At 56.3% G+C, this 17,707-nt stretch carries 28 protein-coding genes; 26 read left to right on the top strand and 2 right to left on the bottom strand.

All coding sequences use genetic code 11. The annotated features are described in order from the left end of the window. Genes fdh3B through H597_RS0120375 form a run of 4 tightly spaced genes read left to right on the top strand, consistent with a single transcriptional unit; the run spans nucleotide 1 to nucleotide 2,321 of the window. Complete coding sequence (gene fdh3B / locus H597_RS0120390; protein ID WP_028103750.1) at nucleotides 1-603, top strand: formate dehydrogenase FDH3 subunit beta; 603 nt, start codon at nucleotides 1-3, stop codon at nucleotides 601-603. Further along, nucleotides 600-821, top strand: coding sequence for a hypothetical protein (locus tag H597_RS0120385; protein ID WP_028103749.1), 222 nt, complete (start codon nucleotides 600-602; stop codon nucleotides 819-821). Before fdh3B ends, H597_RS0120385 begins: the two co-directional genes overlap by 4 nt. 11 nt (nucleotides 822-832) lie before the next feature. Then, complete coding sequence (locus tag H597_RS0120380) at nucleotides 833-1,981, top strand: formate dehydrogenase subunit gamma (protein WP_028103748.1); 1,149 nt, start codon at nucleotides 833-835, stop codon at nucleotides 1,979-1,981. Between the two features lie 10 nt (nucleotides 1,982-1,991). After that, the gene (locus H597_RS0120375; RefSeq protein ID WP_028103747.1) at nucleotides 1,992-2,321 is read left to right on the top strand and encodes a hypothetical protein; all 330 of its coding nucleotides are present in this window, start codon (nucleotides 1,992-1,994) and stop codon (nucleotides 2,319-2,321) included. Nucleotides 2,322-2,373: 52 nt separating this feature from the next. On the opposite strand, the gene H597_RS33465 is transcribed toward H597_RS0120375, so the two are convergent. Continuing rightward, nucleotides 2,374-2,925: an FxDxF family PEP-CTERM protein gene (locus H597_RS33465; RefSeq protein ID WP_154668195.1), complete on the bottom strand. Its 552-nt coding sequence runs from the start codon at nucleotides 2,923-2,925 to the stop codon at nucleotides 2,374-2,376. Nucleotides 2,926-3,400: 475 nt separating this feature from the next. Here H597_RS33465 and H597_RS35505 point away from each other — a divergent pair, with 475 nt between their 5' ends. The 19 genes from H597_RS35505 (at nucleotide 3,401) to H597_RS31785 (ending at nucleotide 15,199) form a co-directional block, all read left to right on the top strand. Next, a complete protein-coding gene (locus H597_RS35505) occupies nucleotides 3,401-3,556 on the top strand; it encodes a hypothetical protein (protein WP_169433294.1) in 156 nt (51 codons plus the stop codon). A gap of 171 nt (nucleotides 3,557-3,727) precedes the next feature. Further along, complete coding sequence (locus H597_RS0120360; RefSeq protein WP_028103745.1) at nucleotides 3,728-4,084, top strand: LiaF transmembrane domain-containing protein; 357 nt, start codon at nucleotides 3,728-3,730, stop codon at nucleotides 4,082-4,084. Next, on the top strand, nucleotides 4,084-4,833 hold the full coding sequence (locus H597_RS0120355; RefSeq protein WP_028103744.1) for a LiaF transmembrane domain-containing protein: 750 nt from the start codon (nucleotides 4,084-4,086) through the stop codon (nucleotides 4,831-4,833). Before H597_RS0120360 ends, H597_RS0120355 begins: the two co-directional genes overlap by 1 nt. Continuing rightward, nucleotides 4,833-5,894, top strand: coding sequence for a sensor histidine kinase (locus tag H597_RS0120350; protein ID WP_028103743.1), 1,062 nt, complete (start codon nucleotides 4,833-4,835; stop codon nucleotides 5,892-5,894). The genes H597_RS0120355 and H597_RS0120350 overlap by 1 nt, the downstream gene beginning before the upstream one ends. 3 nt (nucleotides 5,895-5,897) lie before the next feature. Next, a complete protein-coding gene (locus H597_RS0120345; protein WP_028103742.1) occupies nucleotides 5,898-6,623 on the top strand; it encodes a LytR/AlgR family response regulator transcription factor in 726 nt (241 codons plus the stop codon). A 71-nt stretch (nucleotides 6,624-6,694) separates the two neighbouring features. Further along, complete coding sequence (locus tag H597_RS0120340; protein ID WP_028103741.1) at nucleotides 6,695-7,315, top strand: hypothetical protein; 621 nt, start codon at nucleotides 6,695-6,697, stop codon at nucleotides 7,313-7,315. 138 nt (nucleotides 7,316-7,453) lie between these two features. Then, entirely contained in the window at nucleotides 7,454-7,879 is a 426-nt protein-coding gene (locus H597_RS0120335; RefSeq protein ID WP_211232072.1) for a thioredoxin family protein, read from the top strand. Beyond that, nucleotides 7,876-8,376, top strand: coding sequence for a hypothetical protein (locus H597_RS33460; protein WP_154668194.1), 501 nt, complete (start codon nucleotides 7,876-7,878; stop codon nucleotides 8,374-8,376). Before H597_RS0120335 ends, H597_RS33460 begins: the two co-directional genes overlap by 4 nt. 558 nt (nucleotides 8,377-8,934) lie before the next feature. Beyond that, nucleotides 8,935-9,309 carry a hypothetical protein gene (locus H597_RS0120325; RefSeq protein WP_028103739.1) on the top strand — a complete coding sequence of 125 codons (375 nt, stop codon included), beginning with the start codon at nucleotides 8,935-8,937 and terminating at the stop codon, nucleotides 9,307-9,309. A gap of 50 nt (nucleotides 9,310-9,359) precedes the next feature. Next, the gene (locus H597_RS36280) at nucleotides 9,360-9,731 is read left to right on the top strand and encodes a pentapeptide repeat-containing protein (protein WP_371850741.1); all 372 of its coding nucleotides are present in this window, start codon (nucleotides 9,360-9,362) and stop codon (nucleotides 9,729-9,731) included. An 83-nt stretch (nucleotides 9,732-9,814) separates the two neighbouring features. Further along, complete coding sequence (locus H597_RS34275; RefSeq protein ID WP_083941206.1) at nucleotides 9,815-10,033, top strand: hypothetical protein; 219 nt, start codon at nucleotides 9,815-9,817, stop codon at nucleotides 10,031-10,033. A 97-nt stretch (nucleotides 10,034-10,130) separates the two neighbouring features. Further along, a complete protein-coding gene (locus H597_RS0120320; RefSeq protein ID WP_028103738.1) occupies nucleotides 10,131-10,343 on the top strand; it encodes a hypothetical protein in 213 nt (70 codons plus the stop codon). Between the two features lie 82 nt (nucleotides 10,344-10,425). After that, nucleotides 10,426-10,851 (top strand): hypothetical protein, encoded by a 426-nt coding sequence (locus tag H597_RS34980; protein ID WP_154668192.1) that lies wholly within the window; start codon nucleotides 10,426-10,428, stop codon nucleotides 10,849-10,851. A 96-nt stretch (nucleotides 10,852-10,947) separates the two neighbouring features. Then, nucleotides 10,948-11,181, top strand: coding sequence for a hypothetical protein (locus H597_RS34975; protein ID WP_154668191.1), 234 nt, complete (start codon nucleotides 10,948-10,950; stop codon nucleotides 11,179-11,181). Between the two features lie 266 nt (nucleotides 11,182-11,447). Next, nucleotides 11,448-12,083, top strand: coding sequence for a hypothetical protein (locus H597_RS0120315; RefSeq protein ID WP_154668190.1), 636 nt, complete (start codon nucleotides 11,448-11,450; stop codon nucleotides 12,081-12,083). 7 nt (nucleotides 12,084-12,090) lie between these two features. Further along, nucleotides 12,091-12,660 (top strand): GNAT family N-acetyltransferase, encoded by a 570-nt coding sequence (locus tag H597_RS0120310; protein ID WP_028103736.1) that lies wholly within the window; start codon nucleotides 12,091-12,093, stop codon nucleotides 12,658-12,660. Nucleotides 12,661-12,669: 9 nt separating this feature from the next. Next, nucleotides 12,670-13,080, top strand: a complete 411-nt coding sequence (locus H597_RS33455; protein ID WP_028103735.1) for an ATP-dependent Clp protease adaptor ClpS — start codon at nucleotides 12,670-12,672, stop codon at nucleotides 13,078-13,080. A gap of 245 nt (nucleotides 13,081-13,325) precedes the next feature. Next, entirely contained in the window at nucleotides 13,326-13,943 is a 618-nt protein-coding gene (locus H597_RS0120300) for a PEP-CTERM sorting domain-containing protein (protein ID WP_051293960.1), read from the top strand. Nucleotides 13,944-13,999: 56 nt separating this feature from the next. Then, nucleotides 14,000-15,199 carry a cyanophycinase gene (locus H597_RS31785; RefSeq protein ID WP_051293959.1) on the top strand — a complete coding sequence of 400 codons (1,200 nt, stop codon included), beginning with the start codon at nucleotides 14,000-14,002 and terminating at the stop codon, nucleotides 15,197-15,199. A 63-nt stretch (nucleotides 15,200-15,262) separates the two neighbouring features. On the opposite strand, the gene H597_RS0120290 is transcribed toward H597_RS31785, so the two are convergent. Continuing rightward, nucleotides 15,263-15,724: a hypothetical protein gene (locus H597_RS0120290; protein ID WP_028103733.1), complete on the bottom strand. Its 462-nt coding sequence runs from the start codon at nucleotides 15,722-15,724 to the stop codon at nucleotides 15,263-15,265. A gap of 98 nt (nucleotides 15,725-15,822) precedes the next feature. Here H597_RS0120290 and H597_RS0120285 point away from each other — a divergent pair, with 98 nt between their 5' ends. From H597_RS0120285 to H597_RS0120275, 3 genes are read left to right on the top strand one after another with little or no spacing between them, the layout of a single operon-like run. After that, nucleotides 15,823-16,584, top strand: a complete 762-nt coding sequence (locus H597_RS0120285) for a hypothetical protein (RefSeq protein ID WP_154668189.1) — start codon at nucleotides 15,823-15,825, stop codon at nucleotides 16,582-16,584. A gap of 21 nt (nucleotides 16,585-16,605) precedes the next feature. After that, on the top strand, nucleotides 16,606-17,328 hold the full coding sequence (locus tag H597_RS0120280) for an SH3 domain-containing protein (RefSeq protein WP_154668188.1): 723 nt from the start codon (nucleotides 16,606-16,608) through the stop codon (nucleotides 17,326-17,328). A 17-nt stretch (nucleotides 17,329-17,345) separates the two neighbouring features. Further along, nucleotides 17,346-17,627 carry a hypothetical protein gene (locus H597_RS0120275; RefSeq protein ID WP_028103730.1) on the top strand — a complete coding sequence of 94 codons (282 nt, stop codon included), beginning with the start codon at nucleotides 17,346-17,348 and terminating at the stop codon, nucleotides 17,625-17,627. The last annotated feature ends 80 nt before the right edge of the window (nucleotides 17,628-17,707 follow it).

Raw genomic sequence — 17,707 nt, 5'->3', positions numbered from 1 at the left:
ATGGCACGGATGAAATTCATATGCGACACGGAGCGCTGCATCGAGTGCAACGCCTGTGCGACGGCGTGCAAGAACGAGCACGAGGTACCGTGGGGCGTGAACCGGCGGCGCGTGGTCACCATTAACGACGGTGTGATCGGGCAGGAGAAATCGGTCTCGGTGGCCTGCATGCATTGCTCGGACGCGCCCTGTATGGCAGTATGCCCGGTCGACTGCTTCTACCGCACAGAGGAGGGCGTGGTCCTGCATAACAAGGACGCCTGCATCGGCTGCGGCTACTGTTCCTATGCCTGTCCCTTCGGCGCGCCGCAGTTCCCTTCCAACGGCGCGTTCGGGTTGCGCGGCAAGATGGACAAGTGCACCTTTTGCGCCGGCGGCCCGGAAGAAAATGGTTCGCAGGCGGAGTTCGAGAAATACGGCCGCAACCGGCTGGCCGAAGGCAAGCTGCCGGCCTGTGCGGAAATGTGTTCGACCAAGGCGCTGCTGGGCGGCGATGGGGACGTGGTGGCGGAAATCTTCCGCACCCGCGTGGTCACGCGCGGCAAGGGCAGCGAAGTCTGGGGCTGGGGCACCGCTTACGGCAAACCGGAGGCCAAGACATGAAGATCTATGTTGTATTGCTGCTGGCGCTGGCCGGCTGCGGCGAAGTGTCGCAATCGAAGCAGGGCAGCGCGGTCAATCGCGGCGACCAGCCTTCGTACACGGGCGCCGGCAATGCGCAGGTGGCGAAAGGCTGGACTCCCGGTAACAAGGCGAGCTGGGACCGCCAGGTGCGGGAACGCGGGCAACTGCAGAACGAATATGTGAAGACCAACCGCTAGGGAGGTTCGTCATGAAACGATGGTTGGCAATGCTGGCCTTGGCAATCGCGGCGGGCGCTTCGAATGCTGCCGAACCGGCAGCTGTCACGGCATCGCCGACGGCAACTGCGGGCGCTGCTCAGGGCAGTGGCGCCGCACCCCGCGTCGAGTCAGTGGACATCCTCAAGCAAAACCAGGCCGAGCGCTCGCGCGACCAGCCCGGCAACAATGCGCCGGTGTGGCGCAAGGTGGTGGCCGGGGAAACGCATTACAGCAGCCTGCCTTACCCTGAATCCGGTGTGCTGATCCAGCCCAAGGCTCAGTACCCAGGCCAGGCGGTTCCGACCACGGCCGGCGAAGCGTGGCGCCGTTTCCGCAATGGCCCGATGATCGGCATCGGCGGCTGGCTGATACTCGGCGTGATCGCCATCCTGGCCGCGATGTACTTCGGCAAGGGGCCGGTCAAGGTGCACGCGCCGCCAACCGGACGCAAGATCCAGCGATTCACGCCGCTGGAGCGCTTCGCCCACTGGACCACGGCCATTACCTTTGTCCTGCTGGCGGTATCCGGCCTGTGCATGATGTTCGGCAAATTCGTCCTGATGCCCGTCATCGGCCATGCCTTGTTCGGCTACCTGACCTACGCCCTGAAGACCATCCATAACTTTGTCGGGCCGCTGTTCACGGTGTCGATCATCGTCACCTTCATCATCTTCGTGAAGGACAATTTCCCCATCGCGGCCGATATCAAATGGCTGGCGAAACTGGGCGGCATGTTAGGCAAGGGCCACGCGCCGGCCGGCCGCTTCAATGCCGGCGAAAAGCTGTGGTTCTGGGGCGGCGTGACCCTGCTGGGCCTGGCGGCCAGCGCTTCCGGCTTTGTGCTCGACAAGCTGATCCCCAATCTTGAGTACACACGCTTCCTGATGCAGGGCGCAAACCTGCTGCACGTGAGCGCCACCGTGCTGATGATGGCCTTTGCTCTCGGTCACATCTATCTCGGCACCATCGGCATGCAAGGCGCATATAAGGCGATGAGGGAAGGGTATGTGGATGATGCCTGGGCGCGCGAACACCACGATATCTGGTACCAGCAGGTCGCCGAGGGCAAGATTCCCCGGGTGCGCGCCCCCGAACATGACGGCGAGCCCCTTCCGCCGCCAACGCCCAAGACCGTTTGAGGAGTAAGCCATGAACAAGCCTGCATTTGCGCTGATCCTGGCAATGGCCGCGATGGCGGCGCAAGCCAAATTGCCCGCGCCAACGGAAGAACAGAAAGCCGCGGCCGCAGCGGCCAAGGACAAGCAAGCCTGGACCGACAAGGTTTCGGCTTACAAACTATGCCTGGCCCAGGACCGGGTGGCGGCCTATTACATCAAGTCCAAAGGAGGCGGCGGCAAGCCTTCTGCAGCCTTGCCTGCCTGCAGCGACCCGGGACCGTATGTGGCCCAGGTGGTGGCGGCCAAGGACGTGGGCGTCGCCGATGCCAAGCCTGTGCCGGCAGCGGGCGCCAAGAAATAGGGAAAAAAAACCCGCCGCAGCGGGTTTCCACGGGGGGAATGTGGTTTGCGGCTTAGCCCAGCTTGTCGTTGGACTTGCGACGCGAAGCCAGGCCCAGCAGGCCAACGCCCACCAGCAGCATCGCATAGGTAGCTGGTTCCGGAATAGGAGCAGCCAGGTTCAGGTTACCGGCGTAGGAGCCGCCCAGGCCTGAAATGGCAGTGCTGCCGGTGACTGTGAAGCCATAGTTACCAGACATCAGCGCGTCGACCGGGAAGAATTCGATACCGGACGACGTATCAAACGTTGTGTTGAGGCTGGTCTGGCTGCTGTCGGCTTCGACCTTGAAGAACTGGATGGCCGTGATGCCGTAGTTTGCCAGGCGGGAGCCATCGATCCAGGTTTTGCCCACCACGACGGAACCGCTGGCATAGCTGGCATTGGTATCCACGGAGAACAGATATGTGTCCATATAGTCACCAGCCGCGGCGTGCAGTGCACCGAAGATGGCATTGCCTGCTGCATCGAAGGTCAATGTGGTCTGCGCCATCGCGCCGGAGCTGGCGAACAGCCCGGCGGATAGCATCAGTGTTCCGGCTACCTTGCTAAGTAACGCTTTCTTCATGTTAATACCCCTTGAGATAGTGTTGTTGTGAAGGTGAAGCGGTTGTTAGCTCGCAAGAGATTGCCCGGTCATATCATCAGTGGCCTGCTGAAAATATAACCTTTCCTGCTTGCCAACGTTGACCAATATAGCCGACCCCATTTGGTCGATAATTCATTAGTGAAGTGTGTATGTTTTCAGGCGTACAAAGGATGAACGGCATTGCGGGGCACCGTCCAAATGCCGACAAACGTCAAGGATTAAATTTTTATGTACACGAGCCTGCATGGGTTTTAAACCACAATCCGTAGGCCGATTCCCACAGTAACGTGAGCTGAACTGACGGGGGAATTGTTCGCAAACGCACCGTTTGCCGAGGTGCCTGGAAATAAGATGGAACCGTGATTGCAGCGCCCAGCGCTCATCATCCAGAATCCCGAGCCGGCATCTGCCGTAGCGAGGCACCCGGCCTAAAAACAGAACACGGAGGCCTATCATGACCGAGTCAAACCATCCATCCAAGTATGTGGTGCGGGAATACCTTGAGCGCCGTTCGCAGGAAGCCAAACCCCCTCCATCGCCAGAGGAGATTCGCCGTCAGCTGGGCTGGGGGTTGATGCTGTTCGAGCCGAAGATGGAGCAAGGGCGCTAGGCCCCCGTACCTTCTCTCCTGGGCCCGCTGCCGCAATGCAGCGGGTTTTTTTTCGCCGTTCGCTGAAATTTTCGCCATTCACCGACCCGCCACCGCCGTTCGCCGAAAAGCCGTTTCGCCGCCCCCTGCACCCCGGTATCGTTCATCCATCCAATCAACGGGGAGCAAGAAATGAGCAAAGATATGCAAGGCCGCAGCCAACTGCTCTGGGGCCTGGTCGTGATCGCGGTGGGCGTGCTGTTCCTGACCGACATTCCTCTGCCGCCGATCGGCCAACTCTGGCGCTACTGGCCTTTCCTGGCCATGGCCTTCGGCGCAGTCAAGCTGATCCCGCCGACGACGCCGGCGCATGTGGTCGACGGCCTGTGCCATATCGGCTTTGCCGGCTGGTTCTATGTGTCGTTCGAACACCTGTGGGGACTGAGTTTCCATAACAGCTGGCCGATCCTGGTCATCATCGCCGGCATCAACCTGCTGCTGCAGCCAGTTGTGATTAAATACACCGCTAAAAATGAGGAGAAGCAATAATGCGTAACCGCAATCGTGAACGTAATCCCGCCGCGCAGATGCTCGTTGGCGCAGCGGTGATCCTGGCCGGCTTCCTGTTCCTGATCGATAACCTGGGCTGGATCGACCTCGACATGCACGTGCATTTCTGGCCCTTCATCCTGATGATTGTGGGCGCATCGATCCTGTCGAAGGCGCCGCAGCGCGGCAGCGGGGCGGCTTTTACCGGCATCTTCCTGATCGGATTCGGCGCCGTGTCGCTGCTGAAAGGGCTGGGCCTGATCTACATCAGCTGGAAAGTCATCTTCCCGTTCGGGATTATCGGCCTGGGCCTGATGATGGTGTTCCGCGCCAGCAAGCGCAGCAAGCAAGCGGCGGCAGGTAGCGATGCGTCGGGCAGCGATGCCGACTCCTTCCTCAATGTGGACGAGGGCGAGACTGGCGAGCGCGTGCTGGACCTGACGGCCATCCTCGGCGGCGTCAACCGCAAGGTGACGACCCAGGACTTCCGCGGCGGCGACCTGACCAGCCTGATGGGCGGCATTGAACTGGACATGCGCACCGCCTCGATGAATGGCACCGCCGTGCTGAACGTGTTTGCCATGATGGGCGGCGTTTCGATCAAGGTCCCGACGGACTGGACGGTGGAGCTGGAAGGCACGCCAATCCTGGGCGGCTTCGACGAAAAGACGATGGAGCCGAAGGACGCCAGCAAGCGCCTGGTGGTGCGCGGCACCGCCATCATGGGCGGCGTGGATATCCGTAACTGATGCAACGGGTACTGGCCAGCCGCAGCGGCATCCTCCTGTACCTGACGGTATGGCTGCTGCTGGGCGTAGGACTGGGCGGTGCGGTGGCGCAGCTGGGGGACGAGCCTTGGCTGCGCGCCATGCTGTTTGCGGTGCCGGTGACGTTGCTGTTTTCGATCGGCGCGGGGTTTTCCGCCTTCTATATCTGCAAGGCCAACCCGCTGCGCGAACGCAGCCCTGCTGTGATCCTGATGTCGACGTTGACGGCCGCAGTATGGGCCGGCTTCCTGTGGGTGATGCTGATGCAGCTGTGGAATTTCACGGTCGAAGCACTCGGCGCCCAAGGCATTGCGCTGCGGCCGCAGCTGACGGCCTTGCTGTTCTCGCTTGGCATCCTGATGTACGGTCTTCTTGCAACGCTGAATTACCTGATCGGGGAATTTGTCCGCGCCCGGCAAGCGGAGCAGCGCGAACTGGAGTCCAAGCTGCTGGCGCGCGACGCCGAGCTGCGCATGCTGCGGACCCAGATTGACCCGCACTTCCTGTTCAACAGCCTGAACTCGATCAGCGCTCTGACCACGATCGACGCCAAGCGTGCACGGGACATGACGCAGCGCCTGTCGGACTTCTTCCGCCAGAGCCTGGGCATCGAAGCACAAGGCAAGATCACGTTGGAAGAGGAAGTGCGCCTGATCGGCCATTTCCTGGCGATTGAAAAGGTGCGCTTCGGCGCGCGGCTTGGGGTGGAGCAGGAAGTGGATGAAGCGGCGCTGGCATGCCTGCTGCCTCCGATGATCCTGCAGCCGCTGGTGGAAAACGCTGTCAAGCACGGCATCGGCGGCATGCCGGATGGCGGCACGGTGCGCATCGACGCCCGCCGCGAAGGATCGCTGCTGAAGGTCGACGTGGAAAACGATACCGACCCGGACACGCCGCCCCGCAAGGGCAACGGCATTGGCCTGGTCAATGTGCGGGAGCGGCTGGCTGCGGCCTACGGGCACCAGGCCAGCGTGCACTGCACGCACGAAAACAATAAATACCGGGTGGCGCTGACGCTGCCCGCTGAGAAAAAGGAGTCCTGAACCATGCGCGTCATCATTGTCGATGATGAAGAACTGGCCCGCGGCGTCATGCGGGAATACCTGCGGGCACACGCCGATGTGGAGGTGGTGGCCGAATGTGGCAACGGCTTTGAAGCGGTGAAAGCGATTGCCGAACTGGAGCCGGATGTGGTCTTCCTCGATATCCAGATGCCCAAGCTTGACGGCTTTGAAGTAGTGGAGCTGGCAGGCAGCAAGCCGCATTATGTATTCGCCACCGCTTACGACCAGTATGCGTTGAAGGCGTTCGAAGTGCATGCGATCGACTACCTGCTCAAGCCTTATCCGCAAGAGCGCATGGACCAGGCGATTGCCCATGTCCGCACCCGCCTCGGTGCCGACCGTCCGGCGGTGGCGCAGATGGCGGCGGAAGCGGCTACCCGCAACGGCCCGCTCGAGCGTGTGCTGATTCGCGATGGCTCGCGCGTCCATGTGATCGCGGCGGAGCGTATCGATTCCATCGAAGCGCAGGACGATTACGTCGAGATCCTGGCAGAAGGAAAGCAGTACCTGAAGAACCAGCGCCTGTCGGAACTTGGAGAACAGCTCGATCAGACCCGCTTTGTACGCCTGCATCGCTCCTGGATCGTTAATGTGGAGCGCATCGAGCGTATCGAGCAGGCGACCAAGGACAGTCACTGCGCGGTGCTGAAGGATGGCCGGAAAATTCCGGTCAGCCGCAGCGGATACCAAAAGGTGAAGGGGCTTTAGTTGGGGGCCAACTGCATCAAGCTGCAAGTTTGAAACTACGTTCTTCCTTCAACTTATTCAGGAGACCAATCATGTCAGCAGTCATTCGTTCAGTTGGTGTAGCACTGCTCGGCACCTTCGCTATCCCGATTGCCGGCATCACCGGCATCGCGGCCATCATTTCGCTTCTTGTGCTGATCTTCTCTTCGCAGATGCGAAGTTTCAACCTCTTCTTGTTCCTCCTTGCCGCCGCAGGCATTTGCTATCTGGCCATCAAGACCCTGTTGGGGATTGCGCGGCGTGGTCGTCTCCTGGTCGAGAGTATCAATGCCAAAGAGTCCTTGAACCTGAATGCCGAAAACATGCTCGGATATCCGAGCCCGGTGTTCTTCGCTTTCGATAAAACGAACCGAAAGCTCGTTGCCTGCAACAGTGTCAATGGCGAATACAAGATCCACGATTTCTCTTACGTGCTTCAGTGGTACTACGAATGGGGGACCGGAACCCGCATGGACGTAGGTATCACGGGCGGTGCGTATATTCCTGGAACGAATATGCGGGAGCCGACCGTCACGCATACCGAGTACAAGAAGAACTACAAGCTGGTGCTTGAGGTTGCCGACGAAAACAGCCCGTTCCTGAAGTTTCCCATGCAGGGTGAGGTACCGGCGAAGCGCTGGTGCGCGAAACTCAATGCGATCTTCAATGGGTAGGTCGGCCAAGGCTGGGTAGCGCACGGACCCATCCAGGAATGGGATCCCGCGCGAAAGTGATAGACTTCGCGCCTGAATAAAAAACAATGCTTTTCTATGCGAGTTATTAAATTTCTCGTCCTGTGTTTGTGATCCCTTTTGACGACGGCTTTGCACGCGGAATCTCCGGCAAAAATCGACTGGAACGACAAGGAATTACATTGGGTGAGTTATGAGCAGGGAATGCCCATGCTCAAAGATGGTGGCCAGCGCGGCATTCTGATTGTCTATGCCGATTGGTGTGGGACTTGCAAGGCGTACTCCAAGTTTTTCAAAGACCCTGAAGTCGTCAAAGCACTGCGTGGACTGGTGCTGATGCGGGCGGATCAAGATACGGAGCCCGCGTTAAGCAAGAAATTCGGCAGCGACGGGGACTACGTTCCTCGTACGCTGGCCCTGGATGCCAATGGTGCCATTCTTACTGGCGCTTACGAAAACCAAGGTAAGTTCGCGTATTTCATTCCTGCCGATGAACCGGATGATCTCCTCCGGTTTCTCAGGCGCGTCAAAGCGGGAAAGCGATGATGCGCCGCAGCCTGAGTTTTTCGTTGCTACTCTCATTTCTGCAAACGGTATCGGCGGGCGAGAGCCTGTGCGCGGCTAATGAGAAGGTCATCTTCGCATGTGGTATTGGGAAAGGCGGGAAGATCGTTTCGATGTGTTCGACTCCGGAAATCACGGCGAGCACAGGTAGGCTCTACTATCGGTTCGGGTCTCCATCCAACGTTGAACTGGAGTTTCCCAAGAGGCCGAATGGTTCGACCAGAGAATTCCTGTTTTCGCACTACACACGGGCCGAAACAAGTAGATTCGAGGTTCGCTTCGCGATCGGCAAGTATTCCTATGCCGTCTTTGAATACTCCGATGAGAGTGAGCAGTACCACCGTGGGGTTCGAGTAACTGCCGACGGCAGCGAAAACGAAACCATCATGCTGTGCAAAGGTGTGGTCTCCTCAGATCTTTCGCTGCTTGAAGGGAAAGTGCCATGCGATGCCGAAAGTGCGCTTGCTCAGTGCAATTAGATTTACTAGCTCAGATTGCCCAGGCACTGCTTGTCAGATGAGATAGATTTTTGAAGCCGAAGCCAGAAGCGGACTTTTAGCCACGGCTAAGTCATACGATAGTGCATTCACAATTCCCTGTCCCTCAAGATTGAATCAATCGATTTCGGCTTTGCTTTTACTCACGTAAATGCCCTTCAAGCTGTGTTTGTGCGTCATGGTAAAATTTTAAAATACGTCAATATGACGTCTACTTTACGTTGGGCCCTGAAATGAACGAAGCGTGGGAATCGCTACTTGGTGGAATAATCATCGTCGCGGTTTGTACTTCTTTTGCGTTGAAGCGACGGATCGAATGGGAGGGTGGTGGATTCACCAATGCGAAAGAGCATCCTTTCTTGTTTTGGGCCTTCGTTATCGGTTTTGGGTGCGCGGGCGCCGTTGCAGTATCGATAGGCATTGCCACGTTACTTGGTTGGCGTCATGGCTAGCTATCGCCCAACCATTCATTCAACTCGGACGCGCTGAAGCGCGCCGGTTAATTCAAGTACGTTCGGCTTTAACCACTTCAAGAAGAACATGGGCTACACGATTCCAATAGGACAGATTGTCAACTATCCACCCGAAGCAATGAGGGATTTCCACGCTTACGGCTACGAATACATCGACAACCGCCAGTTCGCATTGAAACCCGAACTTGTGCTTGGATCGGCAGCCAACGCGGCACCCTACATTGACCAAGCCAAGATATCCTTTCTTGAAATAGGCTGGGCCGGCGACGGTGACATCGAATTGCTCTGGGTTCCGCCGTTCGCGTTTCCGTTAGCATTAAGCGTCCCTTCAGTTGGAGTCGCTGTCTGGCACGTTAAGCAATCCGAAGATGGTATTTCCTATTTACTTTCTCCAATCGAATTACCATTTGAGGAATTTGAATATGCTAACGGCCGAACCTAGTGTTCCAGCCGACGCCTTCGGCGCGGCTGAACAGAGGCGTTAGCGGCCCTATGCTATTTGAGTCTCAACAATTCGATTCGAATTCGACAGATCACCTTTCGCGTTTGAGAGACATCTATCAGTACTGCGACTTTTCTAACATCACAACGGAAGGCGGTGATGTTGACGGCGTTTTTGTCGGGTGTTCCCTGACAAACTGCGAATGGTACTGGGGTCTATTCAACTGCGCCGTTTTCGTGAACGTTAAGTTCACAAACTGCACTTTCTTTGGCACGTCGTTTTCGGGATCAAAATTTGTGGAGTGCGAGTTCGTGAATTGCAAATTTTTGAAAGATAATTTGGGCGGGTCCTGCGAGTTCAAAGACGTTGCGTGGTATGCCTGCAGTCAGGTCGAATGTATTGGGCTAGAACATGAATTTTAGAATCCGCGCTAACCATTCCGTCAACCGGACCTTCGCATCGCTGCGCGCAGCTGCAGCCGGTTACGTTCAACTTTGGGAATGCAATGCCATCTAACCGCACCAAAGCGAGTCTCGCTGGAAAGCTTGGGCGCTTCGTTCAGGAATATGGTCGAAAGGCACAAAAGGGCTGGGAACCGAATGACCGGAACTATGATCGGAAACTTGAGGCGAAAATGAAAAAGCTTTCCCCGGAAGACTTGTCAGAACTCCTCTCCGGCGAAGACGTTCCGGTTCTCGAAAAGCCCGAAAAGTCAAAACCATGAACTCCGCTATTTGTCCCAACCATTCCGTCAACCGGACCACTGCATCGCTGCGCGCTGCAGCGTCCGGTTACGTCCAACGTTGGGGAGCAAAGCTGTAATGCCTGAAGTGCAATTGACTTCCGAAGAAATCGCCGTGCTTCGGTCCACGCTTTCTAAGTTTGCCATTCGTGGCCGCACCGGAGAACTTGGCGTGCTTCATGGCCTTGACCGCTTTGTTTCGACCCAGTTAATCTTGAAAAAATCGGATCGCGATGCGCTCAATGCTATCGCTGCAAAGGTAGGTGTCCGGGCTATCAACGAGGTCAAATGATACGATTTGACGCTAGCCCCAACAAACCAATCCAGCGAACGCTTGACGGCGCCGCTGATCGTAAACGTTGGGCTTCCTGACAATGGATACACCGATCACTGTCGCTATAATTTCTGCCGCCGCCAGTATTGTGGTTGCTGCAGGTACGTTCTTCCTGACTAAGAGAAAAGAACGTGAGGCCGAATGGCGCAAACAAAAATTGGAACATTATCGTGAGTTCTTGGATGCTCTGAGCCGCACAGTGGGCTCCGATTCAACTCCTGAAGCGCAACGTCGCTGGGCTCGCGCCACAAACACTATTGGATTGGTTGCCGCGCAGAGGGTACTTTCGGCGCTCCGCCAGTTTCAAGACGCGATCGCGAGGTCAAACCCGAATCCTTCGGTAGAGACGCATGACCATGCGCTAAATCAGTTGATGTTGGCAATCAGGGCTGATCTCAATGTATCCCCAACAGACGATCCGGACACTTTCTCGTTTCGCCTTTGGTGTTCTGGTACAAATGATTAAAGGGCCCAACCTTGCGGTCAACTGGACTGCCTCCACGCTGCGCGCTCCGGCAGCCAGTTACGTTGGACGTTAGATGGCATCCTGGGAAGAATCGGAATGAATACGAGAAGGGTCGGCGACACGCTTCTGATTTTCGGGTGTTTTTCTCTTGCTGCCGGTCTGTGGCTCTTGACCGGATGGTTAGTGCTGGTTGCAATCTTGGCCGGAGTTTTGTTTATCGCTGCTTCACATGCCTTTTCTCCATTTACTAGCCGCCTTGGTCAGATGGGCGCGACTCCAATGATTGTTTCAAGCCACATCACAACTGTCGAGTCAAAACCAACGGAATAATAGATGTCTAACTGCATGCTCAACTTCGCCCACTCCGTTCCCTGTACACGCCAAAGCTGCGCTTTTCCGGACCAATTCTTTCCTGGAAAACCAGCGGCGGACAGCTGTTGATCTCTGAAGTGCAGGGCGGACCGAATATTGAGTATCTGGGCAGCCCAGAAACTGTGGGTGACGTTATCCTTACAAAACGCAAGGACGGCTCGATTGCCCGTTATCGCATTTCAGAGTAAGTTTTTTAGCCTCTCATTCTGATGACCACGACACAAATGAACACTAATCGACGCCGCTGCCTGCGTATTGGCCGCGCTTTGATAAAGGGCCCAACGGCGATCTTTCCACCGAAGTTCATCGACTCTTTTGGCTGGCTGGAAGCGGACTTTCGGTTGACCATCAAGTGGCCTGGCCCGGGTTTGCACGAGTCGCTGCAAGTGTTTTCGGACGACACGATGAATCGCGATAAGGACTTTCTTCCGCCGATGATTCGTCGCTGCATATGGAAACGCGCAGCGGATATGGCTAACCCCAATGCATGGCCCAGCGCTACTGTGGAAATCGGTTACATCCAGGATCACAAACGCCGCGATGCATTGCTGCGCGATGTGCATCGAAAGCTCCCCGGGCTTCCGTTCGTCGAACTCGGGCTGTCGACGCAGCGAGATGTTGCCGATCTGGAGCTGGATGAATCGGAGCCGGAGTTTCGTATCTGGGCCCGAAACGGCGTGCAATCGCTTGAATACTGGTCTTCGCCAGTGGCGCCGGCCCATCTGGGGCTGTCGTTTACCCAGGTGCATAAGGATTTGCTGGCCGAATTTCTTCCTATTTCGCAGCCGGGATGGCGTGAGCGGTATGATCATGATCTTAATGAGGAACCCCGGCAGGGCTGGGAGTTAGACCTCACTTAGGACGGCCATGCAAACCGCAGATTTCCCCATAATCGAGACCGAGCGCCTTCTATTGCGCGAGATCGTACTCGATGATGTTCCCGCTCTATTTGCTATCCATGGGGATCGGGAGTCCATGAAGTGGTTCGGCTCGGACCCGCTGCCGGACGAGGCGGCGGCGGCCAAACTGGTAGAGCTATTCGCTGGTTGGCGTGCGCTGGCTAATCCTGGCACCCGTTGGGGGCTGCAGCTGAAGGGTCAGGAAAAGTTGATCGGCACGTGCGGATTGTTTGCCTGGAACCGCAACTGGCGGCGCTGCACGGTCGGCTATGAACTGTATCCTGAGGCACGCGGTAGGGGCTACATGCAAGAGGCTCTGCGCGCCGTCATAGCCTGGGGCTGGGGGCATATGCAGCTTAATCGAATCGAGGCGCAGGTCCATCCCGAGAACGCGGATTCGTTACGCTCTCTTGCTAAACTTGGCTTCAAGCGCGAAGGCCTGCTGCGTCAGGCCGGATATTGGTCCGAACGGTATCACGACCTGTATCAATACAGCCTGCTGCGCGATGAGTGGAAGTCTTCCACTTTAAATCCTTAGTTAGCTTTGATGATTAGTACCTTACTCAAGAAATTCAATAGAACCCGTATTCGCCGCGAGCGGAATCTTGTTGCGGAACAGCGTGCCGCCGATTTCATTGTGCTTTCAGAGCAGTACACAATCGTCCCGATGGCCGTTGAAGCGGGGCAGGAATTGAAATGGCGACAGGGTGACGAGCTTCACGCGCTGGCACTCTATAACGACGAGACCACGCCGATGGAGTATGTCGTCGGCGTCATCGAAAAATACTCGCAGAGAGACCGACAGGCGGCAATTGAACTGACGTTGAAGGTACATGCGAAAGGTTGCGCCCAGCTGATGGTCGGTAGCAGGGAAACGCTTGAGAAGATTGCCAAGGGCATCGAACAAGATGCGCGAAGCAGGAGCTTCCCATTGAAGTGTGGAGTCGACGCGGTTTAGGTTCTGGTGCCGCGCGGGTGTCGGCGATTCTCCATCTTCCATCGCGGGACATTAATCGGTGTGCGGCACTCCGCACTTCTTGACCTTCGCCTGCGGCCTTCCGGTGTTTTATTGATTTGACACCAAACATTGACTGTATGGTAATGTTATTCTTGTAATCCTGCGCCTTCTTAAGCTGTTCAATAAGGCTCTTTCCGTTAGAAAGTCTGCCCACATGCCGGGCTATTTGTTATGGGAAAGTAATCATGATAAGAGCAAAGCACCTACTGCGTTTACTCGCTTTCTTTGTGGCCATTGAGGTAATGGGGCTGGGCTTGGCGCAAGCAAATCCGCTAAGCGTGAATGCGCTGCTCCCCCAGCAAAGCGCTTTGCAACATTCTTTGCAGGTCGACGTTACCGGCATTCCAGATAATGATGAAAGAGGTTCGGCAAGTAACTTCATTCTCGACTTTTATGTCGGGTCCCTGGCATCGATTACGAGTCTCAAGTGGGACATTAATCTGACGAGCTATGCAGGTAGTTACTTGTCGGAGATGAAAATCACGTTCAGCGACACGGTGGGCAACGGAATCACCTTTACCCCAGGCGGCGGAGACGATTTTGACGGCACGATGGATTACTCCGGATTCCAGAATTTAGGCGACCTGGGCCAGATTTTTCAAGTAGGTATTGACGGTATCCTGCGCCTTGAATTCCACGATGGCTACAAAGACCTTGCATTTGACGAACCTGAAGGTATGTGGAACTTCGGCACGCTGGTCTTTGGTGTTGCTGAAGTGCCCGAGCCGCCGACCTACGCGTTAATCCTGGGCGGTTTGTTGTTGCTGTCGAACTCTGCCAAGCGGCGTCGCGCCAAAAATTGATCTTGCGGCTTATTCCCGGCAATGAGCCGATTCTGGAAAATAAACGGAGGTAAAAAATGTCGACACGCTTGTTCCACTACTTGCTTGTGCTTGCGTCATTTTTGTTCGCCGGCTTGGCTCATGCAGAACCTATCTTTGAGCCTGCCAAACCAATTCCGCTCTACTCGTATTACCCAACAGGCGACGTCAATGCCCTGGTAACGGCACCAACCTCCCGACCCACGCCTTCATTCGTGCTGATGGGCGGCGGTCCTGACGTAGATCCTGCCTTTCGTTGGATGATTCAGCGAGCCGGAATTAAACCGGGTACCGGAGGGCGATTTGTCGTCATTCGGGCGACCGGGGAAGATGGCTACAATCCGTATATTTTTTATAGCGATGCCGCATCGTCGACATCCGAAAACGTCGCAGAGATGTGGGTGGGAGGCGCCTCCTTGGGCCTGACATCAGTGGAGACGCTGGTCATTCCGAGCGTGAAGGCAGCCAATAACGAGGCCGTCAACGCCATCCTGTCCAAGGCTAACGTCGTCTTTATCGCAGGCGGGGATCAGAGTCACTACATCCGTTTCTGGAAAGGGACTTTGCTTGAAAAGACGTTGGCAGCTTTAATGAAAAAGAACGTCCCGATCGGCGGTACGAGCGCCGGTCTGGCGGTGCTTGGCCAGTTCGATTATTCCGCGCTATATAAGTCTGCCACTTCGGAGTTGTCGATGCTTGATCCGTACTACAAGGACATCACCTTCGACCCGTCGCCCCTGAGTTTGCAGGGCGGTTTTATTGCACCGCCGGCGTTGGAGAGTCTGATTTTTGATTCCCACTTCGACAGCCGTGATCGCATGGGGCGCTTCATTGCCTTTATTTCGCGGATCGTGGCACCAACGGTCACGCCAGGCGGAACCTTTGGATGCAGTGGCGGTGTCCTCCCCGCGTCCTCCAGCGGAAACAAGACCGCACGCGGTATCGGTATGAGCGTCGAGACCGCGTTGCTGGTTCAGGGGAATGGTGAAGGGAACCCTGTCACTGCAAGACGGGTCAGCAACCCTTCGACAACGACGGAAAGCGCGGTCTACTTTGTTCGCCCCTCAGTTCCGCCAAGCGTGTGCTTGCCCAAAACTCCCCTGACAATTTCCAGCGTGGAGGTCAGAAAGCTGGCTGACTCGCAGACCGTCTTCAATCTCACCGATTGGACTGGCGTGCCGTTGTACAAACAACTGGACGTCACCACTGGCCAGCTATTCCCTGCGGACTGGCACTAGAAAAAGCGGAATAGCCTGCTCGGCCCTTGGTTGATGTGGATTCGGCCGGGGGCCTGGCAAACCTTATTTGTTGCTGCGCTCGCGGCGGCATTGTGTCTCCAGCGTTTCTTCGCCCACCTGCAGGCCTTTATAGACACCGCAAGGCCATACCAGTCCGCCATACTGTTCTATGTACCAGTAAGGCGGCTCCGATGCGCAGATGTCCATATGTTTGACCTGCCAGCCCTTCTTGTTTTTGTGCAGCACCACCCATAACATCCTGTCCAGGTCTTCTTTGCAGGAGAATGAGCGGTCCCAATCGATGTACTGGCCAGGAGGCCCCACAAGGTTTCCAACCAGGACAGCCCAGCCGGAATCTACATTCAGCGTATCGACCTTAATGCGAACTGGCTGATTGGCTTCCTGCGCCGCAAGCGGACGAATGGCATCGAGAATATTCTTACGTTCGCCAGGCTCAATAGCGCGGGCTGGAGCAAGTACCGCAAATGCGGCGAAGGCAATGGCCAGCGTCTTCAATAAGTTCATGATTTCCTAATGCCGCGGCGGCATTGGCCGCCATGTTAAAATTTGCAAAATCATTAATTCTACTGCCAAACCGTGATGGCACCCGTTGGAGTATCTGTTTGATCGCGTCACAAATTCGCCAAGCCATGCAATGTCTGGCTCTGTTGGCTGCATTGTTTCTCTCGTTATCGGCCAGTCAGGCCGTCGCCGAAGCCCGTGAGGACAACGATAAGCAAGCGAAACTGTTCGCGGAGAAGATTCAAGTTGCACCGAACGTCTATGTAGAGAAGCAGTCCCAGTTCGTTAAATGGGGCGACCAGCCGGTACCACAGGGCGATTATGATCCGGACGGTTTCGACAAGACGCGCATAGGGACGGTTACCTTTTCTGCCGATCTGCGTGTTCATATCGATACGATCGACAACAAGCACAGTTTTCCCTCGTATTTTCAGCTTGTGGATGCGCACTCGGGCGCGGTCCTGGGCAAATATTCTGTCCCCAATACAGACCATGCGGTCTGGTACTTCGCCGGTAATGGAAGCGCGTACCTGAATCAAGAACACTCGCAGCTTTGCGGGCCGCGCCATACACGCAAGTTCCAGCAAAAGGGGAAGACGCTGATTGAGGTGGCGCAGCCACTGGTCTATGTTGGCACCGAAACCTATGCCGAAACTACGACCCAACTATACGAGACGCCCAACGGCGGTAAGGTGGTGGCGACGCTCGCCCCGGAGACCAAGGTGACGGTGCTTGGATTGGCGCCCGGACGCACAGAGTTTTACGGAATGGCGCTCCTCGTCAAGACGCCGTTTGGCTTGACGGGCTGGCACGTGGTAAGTCCGACGGATGAAGGTCGACTGAATGTCTATCAGTGCAATTGAATGGGTATGGTTGATTACTCGATGAAAAAAATCTTGATTGGAGCATTGGCCCTTGTGGCGGGAATGACTGGAGCCGGTTCCCTCGCGCACGCCAATGCGCAAGCCGAACTCTTCGCAGGGAAGGCCGTCGTCGCACCGCATCTGCATGTTGAAAGCGCAGCGCAATTCCTGAAATGGAGCGGCAAGCCGGTATCCCAGGACGGCTACGATCCTATCGTGTATAAAAAGACCCGCTTGGGAACCGTTGCCTTTTCGGCGGAATTGCGCGTGCATGTCGACCTTATTCGCGACCTGGTTCATTTCCCTTCCTACTATGAGCTTGTCGATGCGCGTTCAGGTGCACTGCTTGGCAAGTATCCGGTCTTCGACCTCGATGACGGGGAGTGGTATTTTTCAGGAAATGGCATGGCCTACCTGAACCAGACGCACCTTGAACTTTGTGGCCCTCGCTACACCCGCAAGATCGCGCAAAAAGGGAAGGGACTGGTCGAGGTGGTGCAGCCGCTGCTTTACCTTGGGGCTGAAACCGATGTTGAATCGACGACCCAGCTTTATGAGTCGCCCAGCAGCAAACAGGTAGTGGCGACCGTGGTACCTGGAACCAAGATCACGGTGCTTGGCATATTGCCCGGAGTGTCGGAGTCCTCTGATATGGCCTACCTCGTCAAAACACCGTTTGGCCTGACTGGTTGGCATTTGCCGAAGCAGGACCGCGGTACGATCAGTATCTATCAATGCAACTGAAATCGGGAGGGCGCGCAATGGAAAAATTCCAAACGCTTGAGGAGCTGGAGGGGTTTGAACGTCGGTGGAAGATCATTTCTACCTGCTTCTGCATCGTCTTCGCTGGCGCCTTGCTTGAACATTTGCTTCGTTCGCCACGAGGCGGTGAAGCGCTGTGGTGTTATTCCGTCGGAGCGTTTGCCTTCATCGGGGCATTATGGTCGGTACGCAGGATTGGGGACGGCGAGCGCGAAGCCGGTTTGCTGGGCGGCCTGGAATTGCTGGGGGAAGACCTGTCCGTTGGCGACGTGGATGATTGAGCTGTACTGGCTCAAACTAGATTTGACGCTGACTGTTAGATGATGCAATGCCTTCCTTGGTCCGAAGGCGGCCAGAAGCA

Origin of the sequence: Pseudoduganella violaceinigra DSM 15887 (assembly GCF_000425385.1) — a bacterium.
GTDB lineage: Bacteria > Pseudomonadota > Gammaproteobacteria > Burkholderiales > Burkholderiaceae_D > Rugamonas > Rugamonas violaceinigra.
Note: the sequence above shows the minus strand (reverse complement) of the source record. Positions and strands in the feature narration are given on the sequence as shown.

Bases quoted from the DNA above. Each gene is read 5' to 3' on its own strand.
- fdh3B (WP_028103750.1), top strand. From the start codon at position 1: ATGGCACGGATGAAATTCATATGCGACACGGAGCGCTGCATCGAGTGC.
- H597_RS0120385 (WP_028103749.1), top strand. From the start codon at position 600: ATGAAGATCTATGTTGTATTGCTGCTGGCGCTGGCCGGCTGCGGCGAA.
- H597_RS0120380 (WP_028103748.1), top strand. From the start codon at position 833: ATGAAACGATGGTTGGCAATGCTGGCCTTGGCAATCGCGGCGGGCGCT.
- H597_RS0120375 (WP_028103747.1), top strand. From the start codon at position 1,992: ATGAACAAGCCTGCATTTGCGCTGATCCTGGCAATGGCCGCGATGGCG.
- H597_RS33465 (WP_154668195.1), bottom strand. From the start codon at position 2,925: ATGAAGAAAGCGTTACTTAGCAAGGTAGCCGGAACACTGATGCTATCC.
- H597_RS35505 (WP_169433294.1), top strand. From the start codon at position 3,401: ATGACCGAGTCAAACCATCCATCCAAGTATGTGGTGCGGGAATACCTT.
- H597_RS0120360 (WP_028103745.1), top strand. From the start codon at position 3,728: ATGAGCAAAGATATGCAAGGCCGCAGCCAACTGCTCTGGGGCCTGGTC.
- H597_RS0120355 (WP_028103744.1), top strand. From the start codon at position 4,084: ATGCGTAACCGCAATCGTGAACGTAATCCCGCCGCGCAGATGCTCGTT.
- H597_RS0120350 (WP_028103743.1), top strand. From the start codon at position 4,833: ATGCAACGGGTACTGGCCAGCCGCAGCGGCATCCTCCTGTACCTGACG.
- H597_RS0120345 (WP_028103742.1), top strand. From the start codon at position 5,898: ATGCGCGTCATCATTGTCGATGATGAAGAACTGGCCCGCGGCGTCATG.
- H597_RS0120340 (WP_028103741.1), top strand. From the start codon at position 6,695: ATGTCAGCAGTCATTCGTTCAGTTGGTGTAGCACTGCTCGGCACCTTC.
- H597_RS33460 (WP_154668194.1), top strand. From the start codon at position 7,876: ATGATGCGCCGCAGCCTGAGTTTTTCGTTGCTACTCTCATTTCTGCAA.
- H597_RS0120325 (WP_028103739.1), top strand. From the start codon at position 8,935: ATGGGCTACACGATTCCAATAGGACAGATTGTCAACTATCCACCCGAA.
- H597_RS36280 (WP_371850741.1), top strand. From the start codon at position 9,360: ATGCTATTTGAGTCTCAACAATTCGATTCGAATTCGACAGATCACCTT.
- H597_RS34275 (WP_083941206.1), top strand. From the start codon at position 9,815: ATGCCATCTAACCGCACCAAAGCGAGTCTCGCTGGAAAGCTTGGGCGC.
- H597_RS0120320 (WP_028103738.1), top strand. From the start codon at position 10,131: ATGCCTGAAGTGCAATTGACTTCCGAAGAAATCGCCGTGCTTCGGTCC.
- H597_RS34980 (WP_154668192.1), top strand. From the start codon at position 10,426: ATGGATACACCGATCACTGTCGCTATAATTTCTGCCGCCGCCAGTATT.
- H597_RS34975 (WP_154668191.1), top strand. From the start codon at position 10,948: ATGAATACGAGAAGGGTCGGCGACACGCTTCTGATTTTCGGGTGTTTT.
- H597_RS0120315 (WP_154668190.1), top strand. From the start codon at position 11,448: ATGAACACTAATCGACGCCGCTGCCTGCGTATTGGCCGCGCTTTGATA.
- H597_RS0120310 (WP_028103736.1), top strand. From the start codon at position 12,091: ATGCAAACCGCAGATTTCCCCATAATCGAGACCGAGCGCCTTCTATTG.
- H597_RS33455 (WP_028103735.1), top strand. From the start codon at position 12,670: ATGATTAGTACCTTACTCAAGAAATTCAATAGAACCCGTATTCGCCGC.
- H597_RS0120300 (WP_051293960.1), top strand. From the start codon at position 13,326: ATGATAAGAGCAAAGCACCTACTGCGTTTACTCGCTTTCTTTGTGGCC.
- H597_RS31785 (WP_051293959.1), top strand. From the start codon at position 14,000: ATGTCGACACGCTTGTTCCACTACTTGCTTGTGCTTGCGTCATTTTTG.
- H597_RS0120290 (WP_028103733.1), bottom strand. From the start codon at position 15,724: ATGAACTTATTGAAGACGCTGGCCATTGCCTTCGCCGCATTTGCGGTA.
- H597_RS0120280 (WP_154668188.1), top strand. From the start codon at position 16,606: ATGAAAAAAATCTTGATTGGAGCATTGGCCCTTGTGGCGGGAATGACT.
- H597_RS0120275 (WP_028103730.1), top strand. From the start codon at position 17,346: ATGGAAAAATTCCAAACGCTTGAGGAGCTGGAGGGGTTTGAACGTCGG.